The sequence below is a fragment of the Pseudomonas sp. M2(2023) genome (genome assembly GCF_030263955.1).
GTDB lineage: Bacteria > Pseudomonadota > Gammaproteobacteria > Pseudomonadales > Pseudomonadaceae > Aquipseudomonas > Aquipseudomonas asiatica.
Genome location: NZ_CP127114.1, coordinates 1,352,492 through 1,366,349, shown reverse-complemented (window position 1 = coordinate 1,366,349; position 13,858 = coordinate 1,352,492). Strand labels below are relative to the sequence as shown.

Annotated in this window: 8 protein-coding genes and 4 tRNA genes; 4 read left to right on the top strand and 8 right to left on the bottom strand. The window is 64.6% G+C overall.

The window, feature by feature from the left end; all coding sequences use genetic code 11:
• Positions 1 to 83: 83 nt before the first annotated feature.
• The 3 genes from nirD to QN085_RS06370 all read right to left on the bottom strand — a co-directional run bounded on the left by nirD (position 84) and on the right by QN085_RS06370 (position 7,328).
• On the bottom strand, positions 84 to 446 hold the full coding sequence (gene nirD / locus QN085_RS06380) for a nitrite reductase small subunit NirD (RefSeq protein ID WP_013971405.1): 363 nt from the start codon (positions 444 to 446) through the stop codon (positions 84 to 86).
• Positions 446 to 2,998 (bottom strand): nitrite reductase large subunit NirB, encoded by a 2,553-nt coding sequence (nirB, locus tag QN085_RS06375; protein WP_285689977.1) that lies wholly within the window; start codon positions 2,996 to 2,998, stop codon positions 446 to 448. Before nirB ends, nirD begins: the two co-directional genes overlap by 1 nt.
• Positions 2,999 to 3,302: 304 nt before the next feature.
• Positions 3,303 to 7,328 carry a bifunctional nitrate reductase/sulfite reductase flavoprotein subunit alpha gene (locus tag QN085_RS06370; protein WP_196184198.1) on the bottom strand — a complete coding sequence of 1,342 codons (4,026 nt, stop codon included), beginning with the start codon at positions 7,326 to 7,328 and terminating at the stop codon, positions 3,303 to 3,305.
• 265 nt (positions 7,329 to 7,593) lie between these two features.
• On the opposite strand from QN085_RS06370, the gene map reads away from it, so the two are divergent.
• Positions 7,594 to 8,442, top strand: a complete 849-nt coding sequence (map, locus tag QN085_RS06365; protein WP_080676024.1) for a type I methionyl aminopeptidase — start codon at positions 7,594 to 7,596, stop codon at positions 8,440 to 8,442.
• A 207-nt stretch (positions 8,443 to 8,649) separates the two neighbouring features.
• Here map and QN085_RS06360 read toward each other — a convergent pair.
• From QN085_RS06360 to QN085_RS06345, 4 genes are all read right to left on the bottom strand, one after another.
• Positions 8,650 to 8,726, bottom strand: a tRNA-Asp gene (locus tag QN085_RS06360).
• A gap of 13 nt (positions 8,727 to 8,739) precedes the next feature.
• Positions 8,740 to 8,815, bottom strand: a tRNA-Val gene (locus tag QN085_RS06355).
• A 170-nt stretch (positions 8,816 to 8,985) separates the two neighbouring features.
• Positions 8,986 to 9,062, bottom strand: a tRNA-Asp gene (locus QN085_RS06350).
• A gap of 13 nt (positions 9,063 to 9,075) precedes the next feature.
• Positions 9,076 to 9,151, bottom strand: a tRNA-Val gene (locus tag QN085_RS06345).
• 217 nt (positions 9,152 to 9,368) lie between these two features.
• Between QN085_RS06345 and rdgC the strand changes: the two genes are divergently transcribed.
• The 3 genes from rdgC (at position 9,369) to sugE (ending at position 11,928) form a co-directional block, all read left to right on the top strand.
• Positions 9,369 to 10,289 carry a recombination-associated protein RdgC gene (gene rdgC, locus QN085_RS06340; RefSeq protein WP_013971401.1) on the top strand — a complete coding sequence of 307 codons (921 nt, stop codon included), beginning with the start codon at positions 9,369 to 9,371 and terminating at the stop codon, positions 10,287 to 10,289.
• A gap of 125 nt (positions 10,290 to 10,414) precedes the next feature.
• Complete coding sequence (locus tag QN085_RS06335; RefSeq protein ID WP_024086422.1) at positions 10,415 to 11,380, top strand: bile acid:sodium symporter family protein; 966 nt, start codon at positions 10,415 to 10,417, stop codon at positions 11,378 to 11,380.
• 230 nt (positions 11,381 to 11,610) lie between these two features.
• Positions 11,611 to 11,928, top strand: coding sequence for a quaternary ammonium compound efflux SMR transporter SugE (sugE, locus tag QN085_RS06330; RefSeq protein WP_013971399.1), 318 nt, complete (start codon positions 11,611 to 11,613; stop codon positions 11,926 to 11,928).
• A gap of 9 nt (positions 11,929 to 11,937) precedes the next feature.
• Here sugE and QN085_RS06325 read toward each other — a convergent pair whose 3' ends face one another.
• Complete coding sequence (locus tag QN085_RS06325; RefSeq protein ID WP_013971398.1) at positions 11,938 to 13,815, bottom strand: MFS transporter; 1,878 nt, start codon at positions 13,813 to 13,815, stop codon at positions 11,938 to 11,940.
• Positions 13,816 to 13,858: the final 43 nt, after the last annotated feature.

The window sequence follows — 13,858 nt, the reverse complement described above, 5'->3', positions numbered from 1 at the left end:
ATCTCCGCAGTTCTCCAGACCTGTGCAGTACCTGTGGGAGCGGGCGTGCCCGCGAAGAGGCCGGTGCAGGCGGCAGATGAATATCAGGCCACAGCCAACTCCACCGCCTCCCCGTTCAACCGCACCGGCCACACCCGCAGGCGCTGCCCGCTATCCTCCAGGCACTCCCCGCTCTCCAGGCTGAAGTGCTGCTTGTACAACGGCGCGGCCACCACCAGCTCGCCCTGCACACTGCCAACCAGGCCGCGGCCGATGATGTTGGCGCCGGATCGCGGGTCACGGTTGTCCACCGCGTACAGCGGCTGCGCCTGCCCCGGCAGGTAGAACAGCGCCACCTGGGCCCCGTCGAGCCAGACCACCACCCCGGAATCAGCCACCAGGTCATCGGCCTGGCACACCACCTGCCAGTTCTCGTGGGTTTTCACAGCAGCATTGGACAAGTTCATCAGACAGCCTCCTCGACGGTTGGGATCAGGTGCAGTGGCGCAGCAGGCCGGCGCTGTTCGCGTTCGCGCACGAAGTGCACGTCCGGGTCGGCGCGGCGGTCGTTGACGAAAGTACGGAAGCGCTTGAGCTTCTCGGGGTCGTTGAGGGCGTTGGCCCATTCGCATTCATACTGGTCGACCACATGCTGCATCTGCGCCTCCAGCTCGCTGGCCAGGCCCAGGCTGTCGTCGAGGATCACCTGCTTCAGGTAGTCCAGCCCACCTTCCAGGTTCTCGCGCCACACCGAGGTGCGCTGCAGTTTGTCGGCGGTGCGGATGTAGAACATCAGCACGCGGTCGATCAGGCGCACCAGGGTTTCGTCGTCGAGGTCGGTGGCGAACAGTTCGGCGTGCCGCGGGCGCATGCCGCCGTTGCCGCACACGTACAGGTTCCAGCCCTTGTCGGTGGCGATCACGCCGATGTCCTTGCTTTGTGCCTCGGCGCATTCGCGAGTGCAGCCGGACACCGCGAACTTTAGCTTGTGCGGGCTGCGCAGGCCTTTGTAGCGGTCTTCCAGGCGCAGGGCCATGCCGACGCTATCCTGCACGCCATAACGGCACCAGGTGCTGCCGACGCACGACTTTACCGTGCGGGTCGACTTGCCGTAGGCGTGGCCGGTTTCGAAGCCGGCCTCGATTAGCTCGCCCCAGATCAGCGGCAGCTCGTGCAACTGGGCGCCGAACAGGTCGATGCGCTGGCCGCCGGTGATCTTGGTGTACAGGTCGTACTTTTTCGCCACCTGGCCGATCACGATGAGCTTGTCGGGGGTGATTTCACCACCGGGGATGCGCGGCACCACCGAGTAGGTGCCGTTCTTCTGCATGTTGGCCATGAAGGTGTCGTTGGTGTCCTGCAGCGGCACCAGCGCCGGGTCCATGATCGGCTGGTTCCAGCACGAGGCGAGAATACTGCCCACCGCCGGCTTGCAGATGTCGCAGCCAACGTGGCCCTTGCCGTGGCGTTCGAGCAGTTCGTTGAAGGTGCGGATACCCTCTACCCGCACCAGCCCGTACAGCTCCTGACGGGTGTAGGCGAAGTGCTCGCACAGGCTCTTGTCCACCGCCACGCCGCGGGCGGTCAGCTCGTGCTCGAACACCTGCTTGAGCAGTGCCGCGCAACCACCACAACCGGTGGCGGCCTTGGTGCAGCCCTTGACTGCGGCAAGGTCGCCGCAGCCGCTGTCTATGGCGGCGCAGACCGCGCCCTTGCTGACGTTGTGGCAGGAGCAGATGGTCGCGCTGTCGGGCAGCGCTTCGGCCCCCAGGGCCGGTGCTCCGCCGCCTTGCGGCAGGATCAGTGCCGCCGGGTCGGCTGGCAGGGCGATGCCGTTCTGGACGTATTGCAGAAGGGTGTCGTAGTAGCTGTTGTCGCCCACCAGCACCGCACCGAGCACGTGCTTGCCGCTGGCATCCACCACCAGCCGGCGGTAGGCGCTGTTGGCTTCGTCGATGAAGCGGTAGCTGCGTGCGCCCGGAGTGGCGCCATGGGCATCGCCGATCGAGCCGACATCCACGCCCAGCAACTTGAGCTTGGTCGACATGTCGGCACCGGTGAATTCGCCAGCGGCTTCACCCATCAGCAATGCCGCCAGGTTGCGCGCCATGCTGTAGCCCGGGGCGACCAGGCCGAACACGCTGCCGTTCCACGAGGCGCACTCGCCGATGGCAAAGATGCGTGGGTCGCTGCTGCGGCAGTGGTTGTCGATCACCACGCCACCACGCGCGGCGATGTCCAGGCCACAGGCACGGCCCAGGGCATCCTGCGGGCGGATACCTGCGGAGAACACGATCAGGTCGGTTTCCAGGTGCTCGCCGCCATCGAAGTTCATGCGGTAGCGGTAGTCTTCACCCCCACTGATCGACTGGGTGGCGCGCGACAGATGCACGCCAACGCCCAGCGCTTCGATCTGTGCCTTGAGCGCGGCACCGCCCTCGCCGTCCAGCTGCACCGGCATCAGCCGTGGGGCGAACTCCACCACGTGGGCTTCCAGGCCCAGCGACTTGAGGGCGTTGGCTGCTTCCAGGCCAAGCAGGCCACCGCCCACTACCACGCCACGGCGGGCACTGGCTGCGGCAGCGCGGATGGCGTCGAGGTCGCCAAGGGTGCGGTAGACCAGGCGGGCATTGCCGCTGGAACCTTCGATCGGTGGCACGAAGGGATAGGAACCCGTGGCCAGCACCAATTGGTCGTAGCCGTAACGGCCCTCGGCGGTGACCACTTCGGCGTGCTCACGGTCGATTTCCAGCACCGCTTCGCCGAGGTGCAGGTGCACACCGTTGGTACCGTAGAAGTCCTGCCCGCACAGGGCCAGGGTTTCGGCACAGCTGCCGCCGAAGTACTCGGACAGGTGCACGCGGTCGTAGGCGCGTTGGCGCTCTTCGCCGAACACATGCACTTCGAAGCGCTGCAAGGCGCCGCGGCTGACCAGTTGTTCGACGCAATGATGGCCGACCATGCCGTTGCCGACGATGACCAGTTGCTCTCGTTGCCCGCTGCTCGCTGTTGCCTTCATAAGCCGATCCTCGATCAAAAAAAAAGCGCCTGGAGCCGAAGCTCCAGGCGCCTTTGCCTGTATTCATCACGGTAGGGGGCCCGGGTTGATCGCCGTTGATCAGTGGGCTTTGTTGTAACCAGGGTAAAGCAGGGAGTGTGCCAACTGGGTTGCCTGTGCCGACCTCTTCGCGGGTAAACCCGCTCCCACAGGGATCTCCACAATTTTCAGACCGGTGCAGTACCTGTGGGAGCGGGTTTACCCGCGAAGAGGCCGGCACAGGTCATGCACATTCACAGTGCACAACACCCCATCCCGGTGCACATCAATAAACATCCCGCCGATACCGCTTGGCCCTGCCCAGCGCTTCGACATAAGCCGCAGCCGCCGCTGCATCCATGCCGCCATGCTCGGCCACGATCGCCCGCAACGCCGCATCCACATCCTTGGCCATGCGCTGCGCATCGCCACACACATAGAAATACGCACCCACCTCCAGCCATTGCCACACCTGCGCGCCCTGTTCGAGCATGCGCTGCTGCACGTAGACCTTCTCGGCCTGGTCGCGCGAGAACGCTGTGTCCAGACGCAAGTGCCCTGCAGCCTGCCAAGCCTGCAGCTGCTCCTGGTAATAGAAATCGGTGGCCGCATACTGCTCGCCAAAGAACAGCCAGTTAGCCCCTTTCGCCCCACGTGCCTCTCGCTCTTCGAGGAAGGCCCTGAACGGCGCAATGCCGGTGCCGGGACCGACCATGATCACCGGCACGCTGTCGTCCTCGGGCAGGCGAAAGTGCTTCGACACTTGCGGGAAGATGGCTACCTTCAGCGCCTGCGCACGGTCGGCAAGGAAGCTTGAACACACCCCTTTGCGCGCGCCATAGCGCACCGTGGAAACGGTCAGGTGCACCTGCTGCGGGTGCGCCAGCGGGCTGGAACTGATCGAATACAGGCGCGGCTGCAACGGCTTGAGCAGCTCCAGCCAGCTGGCCAGCGGCAGTTGCTGGGGGAAGGCGCGCAGCACATCGACCAGTTGCCGCCCCCACAACCAGTCCTGCAGCTCGGCCTTGCACTCGGGCTGCAGCAGGCGCTGCAGGTCCGGGGCATTGCCGGCGAAGGCCTGCAGCTGCTGCGTGGTGACCTTGGCGATTTCCAGGTGCGCTTGCAGGGCTTCGGTCAGCGGCATGGCGGGCTGGCCTTTCAGCTCGACCATGGTCTTGCCATTGAGCTGTATCAGCGCCAGCAGCTCATCGACCAGGGCGGGACAGTTGCGCGGCCACACGCCCAGGGCATCACCGGCGGCATAGGTGAAGCCGCTGCCGCTGAGGTCGAACACCAGTTGACGGGTTTCCTTGGTAGCACCCGGGCCGTTCAGCAGGCGGTTTTCCAGCAAGGTGGCAGCCCAGGGTTGCTGCTTGCCATAGGCCGCCACGGGCGCAGGCTCGGTGACCGGTTGCGGTGCAGCAGCGCTGCTTAGCGTGGGCAGCAGCGCATCCAGCCAGGCGGCGAAGGCGTCGTCGAAGTCCGGCTCGCAGTCCACCCGCTGCAGCAGGCGCCGCCCGCCCAGCTCGGCCAGGCGTTGGTCGAGTTTGCGGCCAAAGCCGCAGAACTGGTCGTAACTGGAGTCGCCCAGGGCCAGCACGGCAAAAGGCAGTTCGGCGCAGTGGGCGCCCTCCTCGCCTTGCAAGGCTTGCCAGAATGCCGCTGCGCTGTCGGGCGCGTCGCCATCGCCAAAGGTGCTGGCGATCAGCACCACGCTGGCGGCGCCCTGCAGCTGGCGCGGGCTGACCGTTTCCATGCAGCTGAGCTGCACGTCGAGGCCGGCACCGCGCAGGCGCTCGGCACAGCGTTCGGCCAACAGCTCGCCGTTGCCGGTTTGCGAAGCCCACAGCACCTGGTGCCGTGGTGCCATCAACGCCGCATCGGGCAGCACCGCCGGCTGGGCGAACAGCCCGGCCAGCAAGCCATCGACGAACAACCGGCGGTTGGCGGCCAGCGGCGCACTGGCCGGCAGACAGGGCACGCCCTCGGCGCGGGCCTGGTCCAGGCCCAGCAGAAAGCCTTGCAGGTAATGGCGCTCTTCCTCGGCCAGCACCGGAGCTGGCAGGGTGTCCAGGCCAAGCAGACGGGACAGGGTGGCGGTCGGCATGCGGGCAGGCTCCGGATTGGCAGTGTTCAGATCAAGGGCTTCGATGCGCTCACCGGCGACCCGCTCCAGGGTCACGGCACAATGCTTGAACGCCGGCTGCAGCGACAGCGGGTCGACCGCATCGCAGGTCACGGCGTTGATCGCCAGTTGCTCGCCGATCAGGTCATTCCAGTGAAACGGGGCAAAGCAGTTGCCAGGCATGACCCGGTCGCTGATTCGCGCGGGTAGCACGGCCTGCCCGCGGCGCGAGCGAATGGCCACCAGGTCCTTTTCGGCGATGCCCAGCCGGGCAGCATCGTCGCAGTGGATTTCCACGAAGGGGCCGGGCTCCAGCTTGTTCAGCGCCGGTACCTTGCCGGTCTTGGTCAGGGTGTGCCACTGGTGCTGCACGCGGCCGGTATTCAGCACCATGGGGTAATTGCCATCCGGCAACTCCGCCGCCGGCAACCAGGGCCGGGCGAAGAAGCGGGCCTTGCCGCTGGCGGTCGGGAAGGCCAACACCGGGCGCTCGCCCTGTGCATCGCGCAACAGCGTCTGGCTGCTGCCGTCGTTGTGGTAGCGCAGCGGGCTTCGCGGGTTGTTGTTGCCCGGGGCGCAGGGCCACTGGTGCGGCTGCTCGCGCAGTTCGGCATAGCCGATGCCCCGCAGGTCGTAGCCGGTGACCGGGTTGTGGAAGCGGCGGATTTCCTCGTACACAGCTTCCGCATCGGGGTAGTCGAAGGCGTCGGCATAGCCCATGGCACAGGCGACCCGGGCGATGATCTGCCAGTCCGGCAGGCTCTGCCCGGGCGGTTCGACGGCACGTGGCATGAGGGTGAGGTTGCGCTCGCTGTTGATCATCACGCCCTCGCCTTCGGCCCACAGCGCAGCTGGTAGCAGGATGTCGGCGTAGCGGTTGGTCTCGGTGTCGAGGAAGGCATCCTGGGTAATCACCAGTTCAGCCTGGCGCAGGCCGTCGATCACCTGCTGGCGGTTGGCGACACTGGCCACCGGGTTGCTGCAGATGACCCAGCAGGCTTTTACCACGCCGCTTTTCATCTGCTCGAACAGCGCCACCGTGCCCTCGCCGCCTTCGCTGCGCAGGCTGCCCGGGGCCAGTTGCCACTGTTGCTCGACGAAGGCACGGTCCTGCGCTACCAGCGCCGAGCGCTGGCCTGGCAGGCCGGGGCCCATGTAGCCCATCTCGCGTCCGCCCATGGCATTGGGTTGGCCGGTCAACGAGAACGGGCCGCTGCCCGGGCGGCAGATCGCGCCCGTGGCCAGGTGCAGGTTGCAGATCGCATTGGTGTGCCAGGTACCATGGATGCTCTGGTTCAGGCCCATGGTCCAGCAACTCATCCAGTTGCGGGCACTGCCGATCCATTCGGCGGCCTTGATGATGTCGGCCTCGGCCAACCCGGTGATGGCGGCCACGTGGTCAGGGGTGTAGTCATCGAGAAAGGCCGGCAGTTCATCCCAGCCTTCGGTATGGCGGGCGATGAAATCAGGGTCGGTGTGGCCGTTACGCAGCAGCAGGTGCAACAGGCCGTTGAGCAAGGCCATGTCGCTGCCGGGGCGCACCTGCAGGAACAGGTCGGCCTTGTCGGCGGTGGCACTGCGCCGCGGGTCGACGACGATCAGCTTGGCCCCCGCCTTGACCCGGTCGAGCAGGCGCAGGAACAGGATCGGGTGACAGTCGGCCATGTTGGCGCCGATCACCAGGAATACGTCGGCGTGCTCGAAGTCCTGGTAGCTGCCGGGCGGGCCATCGGCACCGAGCGACAGCTTGTAGCCGCTGCCGGCACTGGCCATGCACAGGCGCGAGTTGGACTCGAGGTGGCGGGTGCGGATAAAGCCCTTGGCCAGCTTGTTGGCCAGGTACTGGGCCTCCAGCGACATCTGCCCGGACACGTAAAGCGCCACGGCGTCGGGGCCGTGCTGGTCGATGATGCCGCGCAAGCGACCGGCGGCTGCGGCGATGGCCTGGTCGATGCCGGTACGCGCTGGCTGCTGGCTGCGCTGCTGGCGCACATAGGCATCCTCCATGCGCCCGGCAGCAGTCAGCGGCAGGTGTGCGGTGAGACCTTTGGTGCACAGGCGGCCGAAGTTGCTGGGGTGCTGCTTGTCGCCGCTGATCTTGCCGACCTTGCCATCGGCGACGCTCATGACGATGCCGCAACCGACGCCGCAGTAGGGGCAGACGCTGCGTACTTCGCTGTTGGCCATGGGCGGGCTCCTGTAGGGAACGCAAAAAGGCGCCGGCTGCCCCTGCTTGCTGGGCAAGCGGGGCAACACGGCGCCTTTGTCGTGAAGTTTTGTGGGCTGTCGACGTTGATAGCCCTGGGTAGCGGTAGATCAGCAATTAATGGGCCAGCTGTGCCGGCCCCTTCGCGGGTAAACCCGCTCCCACAGAGGTATAGCAAGGCCTGAGGGCAGTGATGTACCTGTAGGAGCGGGTTTACCCGCGAAGGGGCCGGCACAGGAGTGCACCATGCGATGGCAACCCCGCACCCCATGGCGCTATGCTGGGGCACATTCCAGCATGAGCCACTGCCCTCCCCCCATGTCCCAGGTGATTATCAAGACCCCCGCCCAACTCGACCTGATGCGCCGCGCCGGCCAGCTGCTTGCCCAGGTGTTCGCCGACCTCGACAGCTTCATCCGCCCCGGCGTGACCACCATGCAGATCAACGACCGCGCCGAGGCGTTCATCGTCGGCACGCTCAAGGCCCGCCCGGCGAGCAAGGGCCAGTATGGTTTCCCCTATTCGCTCAACACCTCGGTGGACCATGTGGTGTGCCATGGCATGCCCAAGGTCGATGAAGTGCTGAAGGAAGGCTCGATCATCAACGTCGACATCACTCTGGAACAAGGCGGCTATATCGCCGACTCGTCAAAGATGTACAGCATCGGGCCGATCAGCGATGAGGCGCAGCGCCTGGTCGACACCACCTATGACGCGCTATGGAAAGGCATCGAACAGGTACGCCCCGGGGCTACGCTGGGTGATATTGGCCATGCCATCCAGACCCATGCCGAAGCGGCGGGCTACAGCGTCGTACGTGAGTATTGCGGGCATGGCATTGGCCAACAGATGCATGAAGGGCCCGAGGTGCTGCACATTGGCCAGCGCGGGATGGGCCTGAAGTTGAAGCCGGGGATGGTGTTTACCATCGAACCGATGATCAACCAGGGCGGACGCGGGACGCGCACACTGAAGGACGGCTGGACAGTGATTACCCGCGACCACAGCTTGTCGGCGCAGTGGGAGCATACCGTGGCGGTGACCGAGGATGGGGTCGAGGTGCTGACCTTACGGGAAGAAGAGCGTCGCCGCTGAAATTGCTACAGATCCTCTGTGGGAGCGGGTTCACCCGCGAACACCGGCAACGCCGATGCCATGCACCGTGTCGCATCCTTCGCGGGTAAACCCGCTCCCACAGGGGCCAGGCAGTGCCTGATGGTTTTTTGCAGAAACAAAAAAAGCGACCCTAAGGTCGCTTTCTCTGTTACTTCCGGGTGTTCAGTAGGCCCTGGAAGTGGAATATGGCGCAGCGGACGGGACTCGAACCCGCGACCCCCGGCGTGACAGGCCGGTATTCTAACCGACTGAACTACCGCTGCGCTAAACATCGAGTGGTGGGTGATGACGGGATCGAACCGCCGACCCTCTGCTTGTAAGGCAGATGCTCTCCCGGCTGAGCTAATCACCCATGTCTCTCGGTGTGGCGCGCATTCTACGGGCGACTTCGCGCTCTGGCAAGCACTTATCGAACTTTTTGCAAAATTCGCGAAAACACCAAATCGCAGGCACAAAAAAAGCGACCCTGAGGTCGCTTTCCTTGTTACTTCCGGGTGTTCAGTAGGCCCTGGAAGTGAAATATGGCGCAGCGGACGGGACTCGAACCCGCGACCCCCGGCGTGACAGGCCGGTATTCTAACCGACTGAACTACCGCTGCGCTAAACATCGAGTGGTGGGTGATGACGGGATCGAACCGCCGACCCTCTGCTTGTAAGGCAGATGCTCTCCCGGCTGAGCTAATCACCCTTCGTCTCGGTGTGGCGCGCATTCTACGGACGGCCCCGTACCCTGGCAAGCACTTTTTTAACTTTTTTCAAAAAAAACCTCAGGCCTTTCAAAGACCTAGCGTTGCCACGTGCATCTTTACATTCAGCTACAGCTACTGGCACTCCGACAGGGTTGGCCTGAGAGCACCGCTCGGAGAATAATGCCCGCCTTATGCATTAAGGAGAGATTGCCCCTCATGTGGTTCAAGAACCTGCTGACCTACCGTCTGACCCAGGAAGTCCCGTTCGAGCCTGAAGCGCTGGAAGCGGCCCTGGCCAGCAAGCCGGCCCGCCCCTGCGCCAGCCAGGAGCTGACCACCTATGGTTTCGTCGCGCCATTCGGCAAGGGCGAAGACGCTCCCCTGGTGCATGTCAGCGGCGAGTACCTGCTGATTGCCGCGCGCAAGGAAGAACGCATCCTGCCCAGCAGCGTGGTCAACGACGCGGTGAAGGAAAAGGTCGAAGAGATCGAGACCGAGCAGATGCGCAAGGTCTATAAAAAGGAACGCGACCAGATCAAGGACGAGATCATCCAGGCCTTCCTGCCGCGCGCGTTCATCCGCCGCTCGATGATCTTCGCCGCCATCGCCCCGCGCCTGGGCGTGATCCTGGTCAACTCGGCCAGCGCCAAGCGTGCCGAAGACCTGCTGTCGACCTTGCGTGAAGTGATGGGCTCGCTGCCGGTGCGCCCGGCCACCGTGAAAATCGCACCGGTTGCCACCATGACCGAGTGGGTCAAGTCGCAGGAAGCTGCCGAAGGCTTCTATGTGCTGGACGAGTGCGAACTGCGCGACACTGCCGAAGACGGCGGCATCGTGCGCTGCAAGCGCCAGGACCTGACCGGCGAGGAAATTCAGCTGCACCTGAGCACTGGCAAGGTGGTCACCCAGCTGGCCCTGGCCTGGCAGGACAAGCTGTCGTTCATTCTGGATGACAAGATGGTGATCAAGCGCCTGAAGTTCGAAGAGCTGCTGCAGGAGCAGGCCGAACAGGATGGTGGCGATGAGGCTGCGCAACAGTTCGATGCCAGCTTCCAACTGATGATGATGACCTTTGCCGAATTCCTGCCGGTGCTGTTCGAGGCGCTGGGTGGAGAAGAGATTCCGCAAGGGGTCTGACTGGTTTTGAAATGCCGGTGCTGGCCTGGGAGATATCCTCAGACCGTACTGGCCCTTTCGCGGGCTTGCCCGCGAAGAGGCCAGTGAAATTATTGAAGCGATAAAACAAAAAGGAATTGCCCCCCATGCGTGCCCTCGCCACCCTCAGCCGCTTCGTCGGCAATACCTTCGCCCTGTGGGTGCTGGTGTTCGCCGTACTGGCCTTCCTGCAACCGCAATGGTTCATCGCCCTGAAGGTGGCCATCGTGCCGCTGCTGGGGCTGGTGATGTTCGGCATGGGCCTCACCCTCAAGCTCGATGACTTCGCCGCCCTCGCCCGCCAGCCCTGGCGGGTGATGCTGGGGGTGGTCGCGCACTTCGTGATCATGCCGGGCATGGCCTGGCTGCTGTGCCAGCTGTTCCACCTGCCGCCGGAAATCGCCGTGGGCGTGATCCTGGTTGGCTGCTGCCCGAGCGGCACGGCATCGAACGTGATGGTCTGGCTGTCCCGTGGCGACCTGGCGCTGGCGGTGGCCATCGCTGCGGTGACCACCCTGCTCGCCCCGCTGCTGACCCCGGCGCTGATCTGGTTCCTGGCCTCGGCCTGGCTGCCGGTGTCCTTCATGGACATGTTCTGGTCGATCCTGCAGCTGGTGATGCTGCCGATCGTGCTCGGCGTACTGGCCCAGCGGCTGCTTGGCGCGCGGGTGCAGGCGGCGGTGCAGGTACTGCCGCTGGTGTCGGTGGTGAGTATCGTGATGATCGTGTGCGCGGTGGTGGCGGCCAGCCAGGCGAAGATCGCCGAGTCAGGGCTGCTGATCATGGCGGTGGTGATATTGCACAACAGCTTCGGCTACTTGCTGGGGTACCTGACCGGCAAGCTGTGCAAGCTGCCGCTGGCACAGCGCAAGTCGCTGGCGCTGGAGGTGGGCATGCAGAACTCCGGGCTGGGCGCGGCACTGGCGGCGGCGCATTTTTCGCCGCTGGCTGCGGTGCCGAGTGCGTTGTTCAGCGTTTGGCACAATATTTCCGGGGCGCTGCTGTCTACCTGGTTCCGGCGCATGGGGGAACCTGTGGCAGAAGCCGAAGGTGGGGAGCCGGCCAGGCATTGATGTTGCCTGCACTGGCCCCTTCGCGGGTAAACCCGCTCCCACAGGTACTGCACAGGTCTGAAAATTGTGGAGAACCCTGTAGGAGCGGGTTTACCCGCGAAGAGGCCCGCGCAGGCTTGCCCAGAGCGCTGCATATGTGCACCATGGCACCCACTGTGAGGACGACCTCACGACGCACCGCGTGACCATTCCGGGGACGGCCCCATCATTCACAACGATGGAGACGCACCATGTCCTGGATCATCCTGTTCTTCGCCGGCCTGTTCGAGGTCGGCTGGGCCGTCGGCCTGAAATACACCGACGGCTTCAGCAAGCCACTGCCCACCATCCTCACCGTCGCCGCCATGGCCATCAGCCTGGGTCTGCTGGGCCTGGCCATGAAAGAGCTGCCGCTGGGCACCGCCTATGCCATCTGGACCGGCGTCGGCGCCGTCGGCACGGTGATCGCCGGCATCATCCTGTTCGGCGAGTCCATGGCCCTGGTACGCCTGGTCAGCGTGGCGCTGATCATTACCGGCCTGGTCGGCCTGAAAGTCAGCGCCAGCTGACGCCCTTCCCTAGCGCAGGTTGCCGCGCAGGCGGCTGACCTGCTCACGCAAGGCTTCTGGCTGCGCCGCCTCCACCGGGATGGCGGCGCCTGCCACGATGGTCACCCGCGACCACAGGCGCTTGAAAAAGCCCTTGGCCGGGTCACGGCTGAAGAAGCTGCCCCACAGCCCCTGCAAGGCCAACGGAATGACCGGCACCGGGGTTTCTTCGAGGATGCGGTTGACGCCGCCCTTGAACACGTCGATTTCGCCATCCCCGGTCAGCTTGCCTTCAGGGAAGATGCATACCAACTCGCCATCGGCCAGGTACTCGGCAATGCGCGCGAAAGCACGTTCGTAGATGGCCAGGTCTTCGTTGCGCCCGGCAATCGGGATGGCGCCTGCGGTGCGGAACACGAAGTTGAGTACCGGCAGGTTGTAGATCTTATAGTACATGACGAAGCGTATCGGCCGGCGAATCGCCCCTCCCAGCAGCAGCGCATCGACGAACGACACGTGGTTGCAAACCAGCAGCGCCGCGCCTTCGTCGGGGATGCGCTCGAGGTCGCGGTGCTGCACGCGGTACATCGAATGGCTGAGCAGCCAGATCAGGAAGCGCATGGTGAACTCGGGCACGATCCTGAAGATATAGGCGTTGACCGCGATATTGAGCAGCGACACCACCAGGAACAGTTGCGGGATGGTCAGCTTGGCCAGGCCCAGCAGGATGATGGTGAGCACTGCCGACACCACCATGAACAGGGCATTGAGGATGTTGTTGGCCGCGATCACCCGGGCGCGCTGGTCTTCGGCGGTGCGGGCCTGGATTAGTGCATACAGCGGTACGATATAGAAGCCGCCGAACACCCCAAGGCCGACGATAGACAGCAGGATCCACCAGGCCTGGCCCATGCCCAACAGCGCCAGCCAGTCGTGCGGTGCCGCCGCAGCCGGCACATCGCCGGAGTGCCACCACCAAAGCAGGCCGAACAGGCTCAGCCCGAACGAGCCGAACGGCACCAGGCCGATTTCCACCTTGCGCCCGCTGAGCCGCTCGCACAGCAGCGAACCCAAGGCAATCCCCACCGAGAACAGGGTCAGCACCAGTGTCACCACCGTGCCGTCACCGTGCAGCCAGTCCTTGGCGTAGGCCGGGATCTGCGTGAGGTAGATGGCACCGACGAACCAGAACCACGAGTTGCCGACGATCGAGCGCGACACCGCCGGCGGCTGCCCCAGGCCCATGCGCAGGATCGCCCACGACTGCCTGAAGATGTTCCAGTCCAGCAGCATTTGCGGTGAAGCGGCAGCGGCCCGCGGGATCCAGCGGCTGGCCAGGTAACCGAGCACGGCAGTGCCGACCACGCCACCAGCCACCACGGTGGCATAGCTGTCGGCCGACATCATCACCCCGGCGCCGATGGTGCCGGCGAGGATGGCCAGGAAGGTACCGGTTTCCACCAGCCCGTTGCCGCCGACCAGCTCTTCCTCGCGCAGGGCCTGCGGCAGGATCGAGTACTTCACCGGGCCGAACAGCGCCGAGTGGGTTCCCATGCCGAACAGCGCCACCAGCATCAGCGCCAGGTGGTTGGTGATGAAACCGAGCGCGCCTACCGCCATGATCGCGATCTCGGCCAGCTTGATGGCCCGGATCAGCGCATCCTTGGCGAACTTCTCGCCAAACTGCCCGCCCAGCGCAGAGAACAGGAAGAACGGCAGGATGAACAGCAGGGCGCACAGGTTGACCCAGATGGAACGGTCGCCGTCGCCCAGGCTGAGCTTGAACAGGATCGCCAGGATCAGCGACTGCTTGAACAGGTTGTCGTTGAAGGCACCCAGCGACTGGGTGATGAAAAACGGCAGGAAACGCCGCTTGCCGAGCAAGGTGAATTGCGAGGAGTGACTCATCGTCCTTGGTCCTGAGGGCTTTTCAATTGGAGGCGCGCAGGGC